17 protein-coding genes are annotated in these 16,457 nt (G+C 71.1%); 4 read left to right on the top strand and 13 right to left on the bottom strand.

Going from position 1 to position 16,457, the window contains the following annotated elements:
* Position 1: 1 nt before the first annotated feature.
* The 10 genes from HDC93_RS24910 to HDC93_RS24865 all read right to left on the bottom strand — a co-directional run bounded on the left by HDC93_RS24910 (position 2) and on the right by HDC93_RS24865 (position 10,085).
* Entirely contained in the window at positions 2 to 1,372 is a 1,371-nt protein-coding gene (locus tag HDC93_RS24910) for a cytochrome P450 (protein WP_185013073.1), read from the bottom strand.
* A complete protein-coding gene (gene cyc1, locus HDC93_RS24905) occupies positions 1,369 to 2,454 on the bottom strand; it encodes an epi-isozizaene synthase (protein ID WP_185013072.1) in 1,086 nt (361 codons plus the stop codon). The genes HDC93_RS24910 and cyc1 overlap by 4 nt, the downstream gene beginning before the upstream one ends.
* A gap of 295 nt (positions 2,455 to 2,749) precedes the next feature.
* A complete protein-coding gene (gene def / locus HDC93_RS24900; RefSeq protein WP_185013071.1) occupies positions 2,750 to 3,400 on the bottom strand; it encodes a peptide deformylase in 651 nt (216 codons plus the stop codon).
* 126 nt (positions 3,401 to 3,526) lie between these two features.
* The gene (locus tag HDC93_RS24895; protein ID WP_031108068.1) at positions 3,527 to 4,507 is read right to left on the bottom strand and encodes a hypothetical protein; all 981 of its coding nucleotides are present in this window, start codon (positions 4,505 to 4,507) and stop codon (positions 3,527 to 3,529) included.
* A 117-nt stretch (positions 4,508 to 4,624) separates the two neighbouring features.
* Positions 4,625 to 5,872 carry an HD-GYP domain-containing protein gene (locus tag HDC93_RS24890; protein ID WP_185013070.1) on the bottom strand — a complete coding sequence of 416 codons (1,248 nt, stop codon included), beginning with the start codon at positions 5,870 to 5,872 and terminating at the stop codon, positions 4,625 to 4,627.
* Positions 5,869 to 7,206, bottom strand: coding sequence for an HD-GYP domain-containing protein (locus HDC93_RS24885; RefSeq protein ID WP_185013069.1), 1,338 nt, complete (start codon positions 7,204 to 7,206; stop codon positions 5,869 to 5,871). Before HDC93_RS24885 ends, HDC93_RS24890 begins: the two co-directional genes overlap by 4 nt.
* Before the next feature lie 154 nt (positions 7,207 to 7,360).
* Complete coding sequence (gene rsrA, locus HDC93_RS24880) at positions 7,361 to 7,672, bottom strand: mycothiol system anti-sigma-R factor (RefSeq protein WP_031108065.1); 312 nt, start codon at positions 7,670 to 7,672, stop codon at positions 7,361 to 7,363.
* On the bottom strand, positions 7,669 to 8,355 hold the full coding sequence (gene sigR, locus HDC93_RS24875; RefSeq protein ID WP_031108063.1) for an RNA polymerase sigma factor SigR: 687 nt from the start codon (positions 8,353 to 8,355) through the stop codon (positions 7,669 to 7,671). The genes rsrA and sigR overlap by 4 nt, the downstream gene beginning before the upstream one ends.
* A gap of 256 nt (positions 8,356 to 8,611) precedes the next feature.
* Entirely contained in the window at positions 8,612 to 9,268 is a 657-nt protein-coding gene (locus HDC93_RS24870; protein ID WP_398986324.1) for an alpha/beta family hydrolase, read from the bottom strand.
* A gap of 1 nt (position 9,269) precedes the next feature.
* Positions 9,270 to 10,085, bottom strand: coding sequence for an SOS response-associated peptidase (locus HDC93_RS24865; RefSeq protein WP_185013068.1), 816 nt, complete (start codon positions 10,083 to 10,085; stop codon positions 9,270 to 9,272).
* Positions 10,086 to 10,135: 50 nt separating this feature from the next.
* Between HDC93_RS24865 and HDC93_RS24860 the strand changes: the two genes are divergently transcribed.
* The 4 genes from HDC93_RS24860 (at position 10,136) to HDC93_RS24845 (ending at position 13,776) form a co-directional block, all read left to right on the top strand.
* Positions 10,136 to 10,858, top strand: a complete 723-nt coding sequence (locus tag HDC93_RS24860; protein ID WP_031108059.1) for a M50 family metallopeptidase — start codon at positions 10,136 to 10,138, stop codon at positions 10,856 to 10,858.
* A 111-nt stretch (positions 10,859 to 10,969) separates the two neighbouring features.
* Positions 10,970 to 12,286, top strand: coding sequence for a 3-phosphoshikimate 1-carboxyvinyltransferase (gene aroA / locus HDC93_RS24855; RefSeq protein ID WP_185013067.1), 1,317 nt, complete (start codon positions 10,970 to 10,972; stop codon positions 12,284 to 12,286).
* A 17-nt stretch (positions 12,287 to 12,303) separates the two neighbouring features.
* The gene (rsgA, locus tag HDC93_RS24850; RefSeq protein WP_185013066.1) at positions 12,304 to 13,314 is read left to right on the top strand and encodes a ribosome small subunit-dependent GTPase A; all 1,011 of its coding nucleotides are present in this window, start codon (positions 12,304 to 12,306) and stop codon (positions 13,312 to 13,314) included.
* Between the two features lie 138 nt (positions 13,315 to 13,452).
* Entirely contained in the window at positions 13,453 to 13,776 is a 324-nt protein-coding gene (locus HDC93_RS24845; RefSeq protein WP_185013065.1) for a multidrug efflux SMR transporter, read from the top strand.
* 7 nt (positions 13,777 to 13,783) lie between these two features.
* Here the strand turns inward: HDC93_RS24845 and HDC93_RS24840 are convergent, their stop codons facing one another.
* From HDC93_RS24840 to HDC93_RS24830, 3 genes are all read right to left on the bottom strand, one after another.
* Positions 13,784 to 14,389, bottom strand: a complete 606-nt coding sequence (locus tag HDC93_RS24840; RefSeq protein ID WP_185013064.1) for a TetR/AcrR family transcriptional regulator — start codon at positions 14,387 to 14,389, stop codon at positions 13,784 to 13,786.
* Positions 14,390 to 14,588: 199 nt separating this feature from the next.
* Positions 14,589 to 15,380 carry an ABC transporter permease gene (locus HDC93_RS24835; protein ID WP_185013063.1) on the bottom strand — a complete coding sequence of 264 codons (792 nt, stop codon included), beginning with the start codon at positions 15,378 to 15,380 and terminating at the stop codon, positions 14,589 to 14,591.
* Positions 15,377 to 16,330 carry an ATP-binding cassette domain-containing protein gene (locus HDC93_RS24830; protein WP_185013062.1) on the bottom strand — a complete coding sequence of 318 codons (954 nt, stop codon included), beginning with the start codon at positions 16,328 to 16,330 and terminating at the stop codon, positions 15,377 to 15,379. The genes HDC93_RS24835 and HDC93_RS24830 overlap by 4 nt, the downstream gene beginning before the upstream one ends.
* Positions 16,331 to 16,457 lie beyond the last annotated feature (127 nt).

Below are 16,457 nucleotides of genomic sequence, written 5' to 3'. Positions count from 1 at the left end.
CTCACCTCGCCACCGGCCGCACCCGCAGGTCGTGCGGCCGCAGCGTGATCCCGACGCGCGTGGCGTCCTTCGACCCCGCCACCTGCTCGAAGCGGTACCGCGTGGCCAGCGCCGCCGTGACCAGCGTCAGCTGGGCCATGGAGAAGTGGTCGCTGGGGCACTTGCGGTTGCCGACGCTGAAGGGGCTCATGGCGTGCTTCGGGATGTCCTTGACCCGGTCCGGGAGCCAGCGGTCGGGGTCGAACTCCAGGTGCCGCTCGTACGACTTCGGGTCGCGCTGGATCGCGTACGGGCTGTAGATGATGTCCGCCCCGGACGGAATACTGTATCCACCGAGTTCCGTGTCCCGCACCGCCCGACGGGTCAGAATCCAGACGGCCGGGCTCAAACGCATGGACTCGACGACGACATTGTTGGTGTGCCTGAGTCGTCGGACGTCTGCGAATGCCACCGGCCTCCCACCGGTGACGGCTTGCACTTCGGCATGCACCCGGTCGGCGTGTTCGGGGTGCTCCGCGAGCATATGCAACAGCCACATGATCGTGGAGGCGATGGTTTCGCTGCCGGGGGTGAGGATCGCGACGACCTGATCGTGGATCTCCTGTTCCCCGATCGGGTCGCCATTCTCGTCCTTCGCCTCCAGCAATGCCGTCAGCAAATCGTCCGGCTTTTGACCGGATGCCCGGCGCTCGGCGACGATCTCGTCGACGAGGAGATGCAAATCGGCCAATGCCCGGTTGAATTCGCGATTGGCCGGGAGCGGCAGGTTGTAGAGCGGTCCGAGCGGGACCACCATCCGCCGGTACATGCCACGGAAGACGGTGGCGAGGGCGACGCACAGCCGCTCCGCCCGCTCGTCCATGTACTCGCCACGCAGCAGACAGCGGGCCGCGATGCGCACGGCCACCCGGAAGGACTCGGACGTGCAGTCGATCGTCTCGCCGGGCTTCCAGCGCTCGGTGAGCGCGTGTGCCTCCTCCTCCATGATCGGGCCGTAGCCGGGGATCGCGTCGAGCCGGAAGGCGGGCTGGATGGTGCGCCGCTGGCGCCGGTGGCGCGGGCCGTTGGCCGTGGCCACGCCCTTCTTGCCGAGCAGGCCCTCCAGGGACTCCCACAGCGGCCCGGCGATGATGAAGTCGTTGCTCAGCGCCAGGGCGCCGGTCAGGGACGGGGCGGTGACCGCGTACACCGTCTTCGGCCCGAGCTTCAGCCGCACGACGTCGCCGTGCTCGCGCAGCCGGGACATGAAGGCCAGCGGATCGCGGGCCAGCTTCCAGCCGTGCCCGAGCACGGGGACACCGCCGCCCGCCCGGGGCGGCTCGCGCAGTTCCACGGCCGTCGGGGTTTCGGGCTGCACAGACTCGACGGTCATTTCTCACCTGCCGCTTCGTTGTTGACGTACGGGGGCGTCGACCGGTCGTCCCAGTTGTCGACCATGTACCGGCCGGACTCGTGGTGGAACCAGTAGACGGAGCTGAACCAGTTCCGCATATTGCTCAGGCAGGCCCGCACGGCGGCGCTCAGTTCCTTTCCCCGCACAGATCCGTCGGCGAGGCCGTCGGCGAACCGCAATGCTTCCTGCTCGACATCGAGGAAATCGGTGATGCTTTTCTCGACTCGGCGCCTGACTTCCACGACGGCCTGTTCCAGAGTCAGCCCCTCATGGGTGATGAGACTGATTCCGAGATTGTGCACCTCATCGCCCGCGATTTCCTTCGGGAGTGAGCACAGGTCGTTGTACCAGGCGGCGAATTCCTGGCTCAGCAGCGCCGCCCGCCGATACGCCGGGTGTTTCCTGACGACGTCGGGAAGTTCACAGTCGGCCGTCGTCTCCAGCAGGTCCGTCCATATCCAGTGAGCGAAGGTGAGCCGGCGCAGTTGCAGGTATTCCTCGACCGTCGGGACGATTCCCCGGGTGCGATTGTGGAACTCCCGATCGTACGCGTCGATCACCGCGTGGAAGTGCCGGGCGAACCGGAGGTTCCACGTCTGGGGCAGGAACGCGTACAGCCGCAGCACGCTGTCCGCGAACCCGGCGACCAGTGGGTCCTCGTGGTGCAGGTGCTCTCCGGGGGAGTCGAGGGCCACGTGCAGCCGGTCCCTCAGCCGCCGCCAGGCGACAGGACGGCCGTGCACGATGTCGCGGTCGTGGCGGTCGTCCCAGACGAAGAACCACGCGCTGTAGTCGGCGATCGCCTGCATGACCTCGTCGGAGGCGCCGATGTAGTACCCGGCCATGAGGTCGGTGTAGCAAAGGCCGTCGGCATATTCCTCCACCTTGTCCGCCGGCATGAGCCGCTTTTCCAGCAGCCAGGCCCGGGTCTTCTCCTGGCACTTCGGCCAATACGGGTGGAGTTGCCGGGGAAACTCCGCCTCGATCGCCGGGAGAGAGAGCGACGGTGGAACTGCGATCGTGACCGGTGTCGATGTGGTGCCGTGTGACAAAGCATGCACGAACTAACCCCTCTCAGCCGCCAGTTGGCGCGGGCGCCCCTCCCTTCGTGCCGGGCGTGCGCCGTTGCATACCCCGCTCATCCCATTCAGCACTACAACTGACCGTTCTGGGAACGCATTTGCTTCATTCGCTACCCCACAGTGCCGGGAACCTCCCTCTGTGTGACTACCGGCGGATCACCTGGAGAGCAGAAGCGAGCGAACGGGCGACGGACAGTCGAACGACACAGCTGCACGGCGCCTGTTCGGGGTGGGGAACCCGAACAGACGCCGTGCGCCTGGTGAGGCTGAGGTCTCAGTCGTTGGCCACGACCGGGTAGCGGGGCTCGTTCTCGGCCATCTGCCGCAGGGCGTCCTTGCGTTCGCGCTTGGAGAGCCGGTCGATGTACAGGTAGCCGTACAGGTGGTCCGTCTCGTGCTGCAAACACCGTGCAAAGTATCCGGTGCCGCGCACCTTGATCGGGTTGCCCTTCTCGTCCTGCCCGGTCACCTCGGCGTAGTCCGGCCGGGCGAGCGGGGCGTACGCCGTGGGCACCGACAGGCAGCCCTCGTTGCTGTCGTCCAGGCGGCGCTTGTCGGCGGGCAGCTCGACGAGCTCGGGGTTGCAGACGACGCCGGTGTGCCGGACGCCCTCGTCGTCGGGGCAGTCGTAGACGAAGACCTTCGCGTCGACGCCGATCTGGTTGGCGGCGAGGCCCACGCCCTCGGCGGTGCGCTGGCTGGCGAACATGTCCGCGACGAGCTGCTGGAACTCCTCGCCGAAGTCGGTGACGTCCTTGCACTCCTTGTGCAGCACCGGGTTCCCGACGACCGTGATCGGCCGCGAGGTCCCCCGCTCCCGCCAGGCAGCCTCGCGCTCCTCGCAGTCCTCCGTGTCGATCACGTACCCCTCGTCATCGACGGGGAGCACGCCCGCGCGCTGCTGATCGGTGTCCTGCTGAGCCATGACGTCCGTACGCCTTCCTGAACAAATCCAACCCGGGATGCTGATACAGGGTACGGGGAAGGCGCCCCCTGAGGGGCGCGGGGAACCGCGCGGACAACCACGACGCAGCCGCACCCGGCAACGGCGCTAACAGACCTCCTCCAGATCCCGCCAGTCACGGGAATCCGGACTGTCCGCCACCCACCCGTCCAGCAACCCCCGGACCAGCGCAGCCGGCGCTGCCAACCCGCACTCCCGCTCGGGAACCCACAGCTGCCCGTCCGTCCGGTGCCCCAGCGGCCCGGGATGCCCCGGCTCACTGTGATCGTGCGGATCGAGATGCTCCCCGTCGCCCTCGTCCGACGGCATCCGGGACTCCGAGCACATCCGGCACAGCAACCGCACCGACGAGGACCAGTCCTCCGCGGCGAACCCGGCGTCCGCGGCCAGCTGCTCCAGCGCGTCCCGGTCCGCCTCCGTCGCCGCCTCCAGCAGCACCACCCACGTCGGCACCGGCGACGGCGCCCACAGCTCGATCTCGTCGAACACCGGGTACGTGTGCCCGGCGGCGGTCGTCCGCTCCCCGTGCGGCACCCCGTCGTGCAGGACGACCTCTCCCCAGCGCCGCCCGGACGACGGCAGCGGGATGGACAGCACCTCGATCCGCGCGGGATCCAGCCGCCGCCCCCACACGACCTCGGCCTCCCCCTCCGGGGACAGCCGTACGGCCGCGCTGCCGAGGTCCATGCCGAGGGGCTCACCGGAGTCGTTGGCCGCCCCGGGCACCCGCAGCCCGTAGGCCTGCCAGGCGCGCCGGGCCAGCGGCCAGTCCTGGAGCGCGGTCGCGGCGATACCGACGTTCCACCAGTCGGGCGCGCCGGTGTCACGGTCGAGCAGCGCCACGGCCCTGAGTCCGGCCGCCCGCGCCTGCTCCCAGTCGTGCCGGAACTTGTGCAGCAGCGCGAGGTTGAACCAGGACTCGGAAAGCCAGGGCTCCAGATCGGCGGCACGTGTCAACAGTGCGCCTGCGTCCTCGTACCGGCCGTCGCCGATGAGGGTGAACGCCCGGTCCGTGGCCTGCCGCCAGGAGGCGGAGGGCCGGTGCCGTCCCTTGCCGAAGATCCTCACGATTCCCGCCTGCCAGTTCCGTGCGGTGGGCTGGCCGTAGCTGTGTTTCGAGCCCCCGGACACCTTCTCCTTCGCATCCAACCACGTACGGCCTCGAGGGCGCTCATTACCCATGGGTTACCCAGCCACGGGCAGGGTCAGACTGCTCCTTGCCAGTACGCGGGCCAGTGATTCCACCACCTCCGGGGCGTACGTCCCGGCGGTGGCGAGCCGGAGTTCCTCCAGCGCCGTCAGCGGCCCGCCGGGCCCTCCTTCCCGGGACTTCTCCTCGTACGCGTTCACGGCCCGGACGATTCGCGCGGCGAGCGGCTGCTCGGCGTAGGGGTCGGCCTGCCGTTCCACGACCACGGCCACCGCCTCGTCGACGCCCGTCTGCCGTACGACGGCTCCGCCGAGCAGGGCGATCCGCCGCTGCTCCGCGGCGGGCAGCGCGGCGGTGGCGCCCGACGGAACGGGGTCGACGAGGCTCAACTGGCCGATGTCGTGCATGAGCGCGGCGTACTCCAGCACGGCGAGCTCGGGCTCGGTCAGCCCCAGGTCACGCCCCACCGCCTTGCTGACCACGGCGACGCGCCGGGCGTGCCCGGCCGGGGTGTATCCGGCGACCTCGGTGGCCCGGGCGAGGGAGGCGATGGTCTGCCGGTAGGTCGCCCGGACGGCGGCGTACCGGCGGAACGCCATCTGGGCGAGCAGCAGCGGCACGGAGAAGACGGGCAGCGCCCACAGCCCCACCACGGCGACCGCCAGCGCCATCACCGCCCCGGTCGCGATGACGGCGGACCCGATGCCGTACACGGCCCGCAGCTCGTCCCGCAGCGCCGGCCCGAAGGGCCAGCCGGTGCGGGTGTGGGCCAGGGCGGCGGCGAACACCGCGTCGCACCATGCGGTCAGGGACAGCAGCGCGAGGAGCAGCAGGGCGTAGGCGGGACCGCCCCAGTCGTCGAACATGCCCCGGTTGTACGGAGGCTGGAAGCACACGGCGACGAATCCGACGGTGAGCACGCGGCGCGCCAGGTGGTCGAGGGTGGGCCCCTGCCCGCGCGCGACGTGCGGGACGCTGCCGAGCAGGGAGGCGGCCAGCACGACGGCGACGACCTGGGCGGGGCCGTGGTGGGTGGCCCGTCCGCCGGCTTCCCCGAGCAGGGCGTAGGAGAGGGCCGCGGCGGCCCCGAGGGGTGCCGGCTCCCGGACCCGGGCGCCGTTGCGCCGGGTGAGCTCGCCGACGGTGACGAGGACGCCGAAGGCGAGGGCGACCCGGGGTTCGGCCAGGCCGTGGTGGAAGGTGACGGCGAGGGAGCCGGTCGCCAAGAGGGCGGCGCAGGCGTGGACGAGGCTGAGGAGCGGTGGCGGCCGGTGGGCGCTCATCGGTGCGCTCCCGGACGGCCGGCCAGGCGGGTGCCGGGCGGGGGCACGCGGGACGGGCGGGTCTCCTCCTCGTCGGCGGTCACGGCGGGGTGCCATCCCGTGCGCCCGACGGCCTCGACGAGCGCCGCGACCATCACCGGGTCGAACTGGCTGCCCGCGCAGCGCTCCAGCTCCGCCAGGGCCACGGAGACGGGCCGGGCCCTGCTGTAGCTGCGGGTGGAGGTCATGGCGTCGAAGGCGTCCGCGACGGCCACGACCCGTGCGGACTCGGGGATCTGACGGCCCACCAGGCCGTAGGGGTAGCCGCTGCCGTCGAGCCGCTCGTGATGGTGCAGCACGGCGGCGCGGGCCTCGCCGAGGAAGCCGATGCCGCGCACCATCTCGTGCCCGTACTCCGGGTGCAGCTCGATCACCCGCCGCTCCTCGGGTGTCAGCGGCCCGTCCTTCCTGAGCAGCCGGGTGGGCACGCCCAGCTTGCCCACGTCGTGCAGGATCCCGGCGAAGCGGAGCACCTCCACGCGATCGTCGGCCATGCCCAGCTCGCGCGCGATCATCATGGAGGCCTGCCCGACGCGCTCGCTGTGCCCGCGGGTGTACCCGTCCTTGATGTCGACGGCCTGCACCAGCGCCCGGATGGTCGCCTGATGGGCGGCGCGTTCCCGGTGGTACTGCGCGAACGCCCACCACGAGACACACATGGGCAGCAGGACGAGCAGCGCCGAGACGGGCCCGTAGGGGCTGCGCCACAGGACGGCCATCATCAGCCCGGCGAGGCCGTGCACGACGATCGGGGCGAGCGAGCGGGCCACCAGGCCACGCCAGGCCCGTCGTACCGGCACCCGCTCCGCCACGGCCAGGATGCCGCCGTCGAGCAGCGCGAGCACCAGGCAGAACGCCAGCACGGCCGCTCCGGCCGGACCGAGGGCGTACGGGACGTCGCCCGCCGCGACCGCGTCCCGCCCGCCGAGCAGCCGGTGCACCTCGGCCGCGGCCCGCACCCCGAGGACGAGCTGTGCGGCCCGCCAGACGCGCCGCAGCGCCACGGGCCGCTGCGTGACCTGCGAGAGCAGTGCGCCGGGCACGACCACCAGCGCCGCGACGGGCGCCGGCAACAGGAAGGCGCCGGCGAGCAGAACGGGGTAGAAGGTCCCGGCCGGGTGCGAGATCCCCACGAACCGGGACCGGGCCACGCGCTCACACCCCGCGTACAGCGCCGCGAGCAGCGCGGCCGCCCACCAGGGCGCGCGGACGCCCGGCAGGGGCAGCAGGCAGAGCAGCGCGGCCATGACGGCACCGGCGATGTAGACACGTGCCCGTGCCGGTACCGCTTCCATGAGCCCCTCCCCCGGCCATGTCCGTCAGGCATCGGAGCCTAGGGCGGCGGCAGGGGGGTTGGTGGGGCGACAACCCGCGCATTAGCACGTTCGAGTGACGTGTTCGAGGGTGACTACCCCTGCAGAGGCGGGGTAGTTGAAACGCGCAGGAGTGTCAGGACTCCTGTGGCGTGGCGGGCGAGGCCGTGACGTCCTGCTCGGGGACGGCCTGGCCGGAGCGGATCAGGTCGATCCGCCCCATGACCTTGTCCCGCAGGTCGCCCGGCACGTCGTCGTGCCCGCAGCAGCGCTTGACGAGCTTCTTCACGGCCTGCTCGAGCCCGTACTTCTCCAGGCAGGGCGAGCACTCCTCGAAGTGGTGCTCGAACTTCACGCAGTCCGAGTCCGGCATCTCACGGTCGAGGAACTCGTAGAGATGATCGAGGATTTCGCTGCAATCCGTCTCGTGCGGCTCTCCGCAGCTCATGACCCCGAGCCTTTCGCTTCGTTCGACTCTCCGGCACCGGCCGGGACCATCCCGCGGTCACGGGCGTAGTCCTCCAGCATGCCGCGCAGCTGACGGCGGCCCCGGTGCAGCCGGGACATCACCGTACCGATGGGTGTCCCCATGATGTCGGCGATCTCCTTGTAGGCAAACCCCTCGACGTCCGCGAGATAGACGGCGATGCGGAACTCCTCGGGGATGGCCTGGAGCGCCTGCTTCACGTCCGAGTCGGGCAGGTGGTCGAGCGCCTGCGACTCCGCGGAGCGCAAGCCCGTCGACATGTGCGACTCGGCGCGGGCGAGCTGCCAGTCCTCGATCTCCTCGGCCGCGGAGCGCTGAGGTTCGCGCTGCTTCTTGCGGTACGAGTTGATGAAGGTGTTGGTGAGGATCCGGTACAGCCACGCCTTGAGGTTGGTGCCCTCACGGAACTGGTGGAAGGACGCGTACGCCTTGGCGTACGTCTCCTGCACCAGGTCCTCGGCGTCGGCCGGGTTGCGCGTCATGCGCAGCGCGGCCGAGTACATCTGGTCGAGGAACTCGAGCGCGTCCCGCTCGAAGCGCGCACTGCGCTCCGCGGCCGTCTCCGCGCCCGTGCCGCCCTGGCCCTCGGGCTGCTCCGACCGGCCGTTTTCGGTCCCTGCGTCGGTCCCAGTGACCGGACCCACCTCCTCGAGTGTTCTCGTGAGACCGGGACCGGTCTCACCCGAATCGGAGGATAGACGACGATCCGGTCCGCCCGCCGCCCGAACAGGGGCGGTCCTGGCCGCGTGCAGCACCGTCCAGTCCAGGTCGGCGCGGCTGCTGCGGGTCGGGCAGATGGTCGAACCCATGCGGCGGACTTCCTCTCCTATGACGTCGGCGCTGGTCTGCAGCACATACGTCCCGCACAACAGTGACCGCCGCCCCGGCATTCCCGAAGCTTTACCCGAGTGACCCGGTCCACTCCACGACCGCGTCCGTGATGACCGCCACGGCCGCGTCCTGCGAGATGTCCGCACGCTTCGGCACGGCGAAGCCATGATCCCCGTACGGGATCTCCACGAGCGCGTACGTCCCCTCGGGGAACTCCGCCGGCTTCCCGAACGGGTCGTTGCCGCCCTGCACGACCAGGGTGGGCACCCCGGAGCCCAGCAGCTCGTCGGCGCGGGACTTCTCCGGCTTGCCCGGGGGGTGGAGCGGGAAGCTGAGCGCGAGCACGGCGTGGGCGCCCAGCCCGGTCGCGGTGCGGCAGGCCACCCGGGCCCCGGCGCTGCGCCCGCCGGAGATCACCGGCAGCCCGGACTTCGCCAGCGCGGGCCAGATGCCGCGCCAGCCGGCGTCCAGGGTCTTCGGCGCGGGTGCCAGCTTCTTCCCGGCCACCCGCCAGGGCTGCTCCACCCGGGCGACGGTCACGCCGTGGGCGGGCAGGACCTCGGCCAGGGCGGTCAGGTCGCGGGCCTCGATGCCGCCGCCCGCGCCGTGGCTGACGGCGAGGACCAGCCGGGCCTTCTTCGCCTGGTGCCAGGTGATACGGGCGGTTCCGGCCTCGGTCTCGACGGTCTCGGTGGTCGTGCGGGCCGTCTTCGTCACATGCGTCACGTCAGAAGAGTGTGCCCTCTTCGGGCCCCTCCAGCTCCTTCAGCAGCTCCGGCCCGTTGTTGCGGACGTTGCTGACGGCCGTGGCGACCGGGTAGGCCCGCATCAGCCCGGCGGGGGGCGGGGCGAGCAGCTCGCGCAGGTCGTCGGCGTCCGTGCGGGACGGGTCCAGCCAGGCGTCCCAGCGGTCGGGCGTCAGCATCAGCGGCATCCGGGGGTGGATCTCGGCGAGCGCCCGGGGGCCGTCGGCCGGGGAGACCGCGAGCGGGGTCTGCTCGGCCTGGGTGGTGATGACCGAGCACGTCACCCACCAGGCCTGCGGGTGGTCGTCCGGCAGGGTCTTGTCGCGCCAGAACTCGTACAGCCCGGCCATCGCGAAGACCGACCCGTCGGCCGGCGTCACGAAGTAGGGCTGCTTGCGGGGGCGCTTCTTCTTGCCCTCGACCTCCAGCTCGCGCTCCTGGGTGCCGGTGACCCACTCGTAGTAGCCGTCGGCGGGCAGGATGCAGCGCCGGGAGGTGAAGGCGCGGCGGTAGGACGGCTTCTCGTGGACGGTCTCCGCGCGGGCGTTGATCATCCGGGCGCCGCCCTCGGGGGTCTTCGACCAGGAGGGGACCAGTCCCCACTTCAGCGTGCGCAGCTGCCGAACCGGGCGCGGGTCGTCCGCGTCTTTCAGGGGGCGGTCCAGGACGGCGTAGACCTCTTTGGTGGGTGCCACGTTGTAGTCCGGCGCGAGGGTCTCCTCGGGCTCCCACTTCTCGATCTCAAAGATTCCTGCGAGATCCTCTGGCCTACGACTCGCTGAATACCGTCCGCACATACGTGCCACACTGCCAGATTCCATCCGACCGCAGGGAGCCAACGCCGCACATGGACAGCACCGCAACCGCCTCGCTCGCCTCCCTCTGGGACGAGGTGTCCGGCACGCAGCCCGACCCCGACCTGTGGGTGGTGATCGCGACTCTGGGCGCCGCACTCGCCGTGGTGATCCCGCACGGCCTGTGGCGCATCTCCCGCAACGCCATCACCATCGCCCACGAGGGCGGCCACGGGCTCGTGGCCCTGCTCACCGGCCGCACCCTCACCGGGATACGCCTGCACTCCGACACCAGCGGCCTGACCGTCAGCCGCGGCAAGCCGCACGGCATCGGCATGATCCTGACCGCCGCCGCGGGCTACACCGCCCCGCCCCTGCTGGGCCTGGGCGGGGCGGCCCTGCTGGGCGGCGGCCGCATCACGCTCCTGCTGTGGCTGGCCACTGCCCTGCTCCTGGCCATGCTCGTGATGATCCGCAACGCCTACGGCGCCCTGACCATGCTCGTCACCGGCGGTCTGTTCGTGCTGGTGTCCTGGCTGGCCGGGCCCCAGGTCCAGGCGGCGTTCGCGTACGCGGTGGTGTGGTTCCTGCTGATCGGCGGAGTCCGCCCGGCCTTCGAACTCCAGGCGAAGCGGGCGCGGGGCGGGGCGGGCGACTCGGACGCGGACCAGTTGTCGCGGCTGACGCACGTACCGGCGGGGCTGTGGTTCTTCCTCTTCCACGCGGTGTCGTTGTGCTCGCTGATCGGCGGCGGGCGCTGGCTGCTGGAGATGTGACGGCCGGGCCGAGGGGCACGTGGCCCCCCGCGGTGTGCGGCTCCACCACGCGGGCGCGACCGGCGCCGACGGCGCCGCACTAGGAAGTCGGCTGGCTTATAAAGTGGGGCCATGGCCCCGAACACCGCAGACACCGCCCTCTGGCCCGCCCCGCACGCGAGCGGAGCCGTCGACGCGACGGTCCACGTGCCCGGGTCAAAGTCGGTCACCAACCGTGCCCTGGTCCTCGCCTCCCTCGCCTCCGAGCCCGGCTGGCTGCGCCGCCCCCTGCGCTCCCGGGACACCCTGCTGATGGCCGGGGCGCTGCGCACGATGGGCATCGAGATCGAGGAAGGCGTGGGCCCCGACGGCACCGGCGAGGCCTGGCGGGTGATCCCCACGGGCCTGCGCGGCCCGGCCACGGTCGACGTCGGCAACGCCGGCACGGTGATGCGGTTCCTGCCGCCGGTCTCCGCGCTCGCCGACGGCCCCGTCCGGTTCGACGGCGACCCCCGTTCCTACGAGCGTCCGCTGAACGGCGTCATCGACGCGCTACGTCAGCTCGGCGCCCGGATCGACGACGACGGCCGCGGCGCCCTGCCGATGACCGTGCACGGCAGCGGCGCCCTCGAAGGCGGTACGGTCGCCATCGACGCCTCCTCCTCGTCGCAGTTCGTGAGCGCCCTGCTGCTGTCCGGGCCGCGCTTCAACCAGGGCGTCGAGGTCCGCCACACCGGCGCCACGCTGCCCTCCATGCCGCACATCCGCATGACCGTCGACATGCTGCGCGCGGTCGGCGCCCAGGTGGACACGCCCGAGTCGGGCGGCGAGCCGAACGTCTGGCGGGTCTCGCCGGGCGCCCTGCTCGGCCGGGACCTGGTCATCGAGCCGGACCTGTCCAACGCCCAGCCGTTCCTCGCGGCGGCACTGGTGACCGGCGGCAAGGTCGTCGTCCCGGACTGGCCCTCCCGCACCACGCAGCCCGGTGACCGGCTGCGCGAGATCTTCACCGAGATGGGCGGCTCCTGCGAACTGACCGAGTACGGGCTGGTGTTCACCGGCTCCGGCTCGATCCACGGCATCGACGTCGACCTGGGCGAGGTCGGCGAGCTGACGCCGGGCATCGCGGCCCTCGCGGCCCTCGCGGACGCCCCGTCGACCCTGCGCGGCGTGGCCCACCTGCGGCTGCACGAGACGGACCGGCTGGCCGCGCTGACCAAGGAGATCAACGAACTCGGCGGGGACGTCACGGAGACCGCCGACGGCCTGCACATCCGCCCGCGCCGGCTGCACGGCGGGATCTTCCACACCTACGACGACCACCGCATGGCCACGGCCGGCGCGATCATCGGGCTCGCCGTGGAGGGCGTGCAGATCGAGAACGTGGCGACGACGGCCAAGACCCTGCCCGACTTCCCCGATCTGTGGACCGGGATGCTCGGGGCGTAGGACGCGGGGATCAGGTCATGCGCCGCTACGGCAAGCACACCGACGAGGACGACATCCGCACCCGTCCGGGCCGCCGGAACACCCGGCCCCGGACGAACATCCGCCCCAAGCACGAGGACGCCTCCGAGGGCCTCGTGCTCACCGTCGACCGGGGCCGCCTGACCTGCCTCGTCGAGGACCGTGTGGTCATGGCGATGAAGGCCCGCGAGCTGGGCCGCAAGGCCGCGGTCGTCGGTGACCGGGTGGCCATCGTCGGCGACCTGACGGGCAGGAAGGACTCACTCGCGAGGATCGTGCGCATCGAGGAGCGCACGTCCGTACTGCGTCGCACGGCGGACGACGACGATCCGTACGAGCGGGTGGTCGTCGCCAACGCCGACCAACTGGCCGTCGTCACCGCCCTCGCCGACCCGGAGCCCCGCCCCCGGCTGATCGACCGTTGTCTGGTCGCCGCCTACGCCGGCGGCCTGGAGCCGCTGCTGGTCCTGACCAAGTCGGACCTCGCCCCGCCCGACAAACTGCTGGAGTTGTACGGCCACCTCGACATCCCCTACGTCGTGACCAGCCGCGAGGAACTGCAGAACGGCACCGCCGTCGCCCGCGTGCGCGAGCAGCTCGACGGCAAGATCACCGCGTTCGTCGGCCACTCCGGCGTCGGCAAGACGACTCTGGTCAACTCGCTGGTTCCAAGGGAGCAGCGGCGTACGACCGGGCACGTGAACGCGGTGACGGGCCGCGGGCGCCACACCACCACCTCGGCGTTGGCGCTGCCGCTGGCGGGCAGCGATGGCTGGGTCATCGACACACCGGGCCTGCGGTCCTTCGGCCTGCACCACGTGGACCCGTCCCAGGTCATCCACGCCTTCCCCGACCTGGAGCCGGGCACCGAGGGCTGTCCGCGCGCGTGCAGCCACGACGAACCGGACTGCGCGCTGGACGCGTGGGTGGCCGAGGGGCACGCGGATCCGGCGCGGTTGTACTCGCTGCGCCGCCTGCTGGCCACGCGCGAGCGCAAGGAAGGCGACTGACCTCCGCGTTGTTTGTCCTGGCGTGCGGACGGTAAGTGCATAATCGCACCCAAGCCGGACGCGAGCCAGGCCACTGTCTGACGAGCGCGACGGAACTGACGAAGCGGTCACTGAACGTGGGATACGGGAGGACGACTCATGGCGTGGCTGCTGGTCATCGTGGCCGGGTTGCTTGAGACCGGATTCGCGGTGTGTCTGAAGCTGTCGCACGGCTTCACCCGGCTGTGGCCGACGATCGCGTTCTGCATCTTCGCCCTCGGCAGCTTCGGACTGCTGACCCTGGCGCTGAGACGGCTCGACGTGGGTCCCGCGTACGCGGTGTGGACCGGCATCGGAGCGGCAGGAACAGCCATCTACGGCATGATCTTCCTGGGCGACCTGGTGTCCACACTGAAGATCGTGTCGATCAGTCTCGTCATCATCGGTGTGATCGGGCTGCAGTTGTCGGGGTCGGCACACTGACGCTCCGTCACCCCGCTCGCCGTTGAAGAGCGCTGCGGACCAGTTCGGCGACGCCGCCCTCGCCGGGTGGCGCGGCCACGCACGACAGGGCCAGGCGGACGGCGAGTTCGCAGGAGCGGGCCAGGTCGGCGGAGTCGGACTTGGCCGTGCCGGGGGCGGCCAGGAGGCCGACGGCCCGGTCGCGGACGAGGGCGACGAAGTCGCCGGGTGAGGGCAGCGGCCCGTCGGCGCGGCGCTGGGCGGGCACTGCGGAGGCGGACGGCACGGCCGTCAGGGACGGAGCGGGCAGCCGCTCGCTCCAGCAGCCGGTGAGCATGGCGCGCACGAGGAGGTTCTCCCGGGCCGCTGAAGCGGTCCACTCGGCGGTGGCGGTGAGCCGGTCGCGGGGATCGCTGTGCCCGGTGAGGGCGCGGTCCACACCGGCGAGGAACCCGTCGGCCTCTCTCCTGACGAGCGCCCGGGCGAGGCCGTCCTTGCTGCCGAACTCGTTGTACAGCGTCTGCCGGGACACTCCGGCCGCCGCGGCCACGTCCACCATCCGTACGGCGGACCACGGCCGGCGCACGAGCGCCGTGTAGGCGGCGTCCAGTAGAGATTCCCGCGCTGCAGGCATCTTCGCCTCCCCTTGGGGCGAGCGGTCTGCGCCCAGATTTGACGCGCGTGGAACCACTGTCAAGGGTTCGCGAGCGCGCTCGGGGGCGCGTTTCGGCCTTGTCGCGCGCAGCGTGGGCCCGAGGTCCATGGCCTTGGCGCGCGGGGCATGGGCCCGGGGGCCCACGGCCTTGGCGCGCGGGGCATCGCCCCCAGGGGGGCTACTTCGGGTCGTCGTTGAACTTCGAGGCCGACCAGAAGTAGCCGAGCACCGCGAGGCCGAGGCACCAGGCGAGGGCGAGCCATCCGTTGTGGCCGATCCCGGTGCCGAGCAGCAGGCCGCGCAGGGTCTCGATGGCCGGGGTGAAGGGCTGGTACTCGGCGATCGGCTGGAACCAGCCCGGCATCGCGTCGAGCGGGACGAAGGTACTGGACAGCAGCGGCAGCAGGATCAGGGGCATCGCGTTGTTTCCGGCGGCCTCGGCGTTCGGGCTGACCAGGCCCATGCCGACCGCGATCCAGGTGAGCGCGGTCGCGAACAGCACGAGCAGTCCGAAGGCCGCGAGCCACTCCAGGACGGTGGCGTCGGTGGAGCGGAAGCCGATGGCGACACCGACGGCACCGACGAGCACCACGCTGATGACCGCCTGCAGCACACTGCCGATCACGTGCCCGATGAGCACCGAGCCGCGGTGGATCGCCATGGTGCGGAAGCGGGCGATGACGCCCTCGGTCATGTCGTTGGAGACGGAGACCGCGGTGCCGATCGTGGTGCTGCCGATGGTCATCAGCAGCAGGCCGGGGACGACGAAGGCGATGTACGCGGAGCGGTCCGGGCCCCCGCCCCCGATACCGGCGCTCATGGTGTCGCCGAAGATGTAGACGAAGAGCAGCAACAGCATGATCGGCGTGAGCAGCAGGTTCAGGGTGAGGGACGGGTAGCGCCGGGCGTGCAGCAGGTTGCGGCGCAGCATGGTGGCCGAGTCCCGCACGGCGAACGAGAGGGAGGTCATCGGGCCGTCTCCTTGGGCTGGTCGGTGCTGCCCGTCAGGGCGAAGAACACGTCGTCGAGGTCGGGTGTGTGCACGGTCAGTTCGTCCGCTTCGACGCCTGCGGTGTCGAGACGGTCGAGGATGGCGCGCAGTGCGCGCTGGCTGCCGTCGCTGGGGAGTCGGAGCGCGAGGGCTTCGTCGTCGCGGGTGGTGTCGCCGAGGGCGGTGGCGGCGTTCCGGTAGGCGGCGGGGTCGGTGAAGCGGAGCCGGACGTGTCCGCCGGGGACGATCCGTTTGAGTTCCTCGGCGGTGCCTTCGGCGGCGAGGGTGCCGTTGTGGAGCACGGCGATGCGGTCGGCGAGCTCGTCGGCTTCCTCCAGGTACTGGGTGGTGAGGAAGACGGTGACGCCGGTGGTGACGAGGTCGCGGATGATCTGCCACATGTTGTGGCGGGCGCGGGGGTCGAGGCCGGTGGTGGGCTCGTCGAGGAAGATGATCCTGGGGTCGCCGACCAGGGTCATGGCGATGTCGAGGCGGCGTTTCATGCCGCCGGAGTAGGTGGAGGCGGGCTTCTTCGCGGCGTCGGTGAGGTCGAAGCGCTCCAGCAGCTCGGCGGCGACGTGGCGTCCCTCGCGTTTGGGCAGGTGGTGCAGATCCGCCATGAGGAGCATGTTCTCCTCACCGGTGATCAGGCCGTCGACCGCGGAGAACTGACCGGTCACCCCGATCGCGGCGCGTACGGCCTGCGGGTCGGCGGTGAGGTCGTGGCCGCCGACCCGGATCTCGCCGCTGGTCGGGTCGGGCGAGATGAGGGTGGAGAGGATCTTGACGGCGGTGGTCTTGCCGGCGCCGTTCGGGCCGAGGAGGGAGAAGATCGTTCCTTCCGGGACGGCCAGGTCGACGCCGTCCAGGACGGTCTTGTCGCCGTAGGACTTCCGCAGCCCGTTCGCCGCGATGGCCAGATCGGTCATGACAGGTGCTCCTTCGGACGGGTGGCGGGCTTCTAGTAGACCGTCGCGGCTTAATTTCGCTTTGTGGTTGGGTAGAGGTGGCGCAGTTTCACGCGGGCGTCGTCGGTGGTGAAGTGCCAGTCGACTT

It is taken from the genome of Streptomyces sp. AK010 (genome assembly GCF_014207295.1).
GTDB classification, from domain to species: domain Bacteria; phylum Actinomycetota; class Actinomycetes; order Streptomycetales; family Streptomycetaceae; genus Streptomyces; species Streptomyces massasporeus.
The sequence above is the reverse complement of the archived record's forward strand: the minus strand, read 5'-3'. Positions and strand labels throughout refer to the sequence as shown.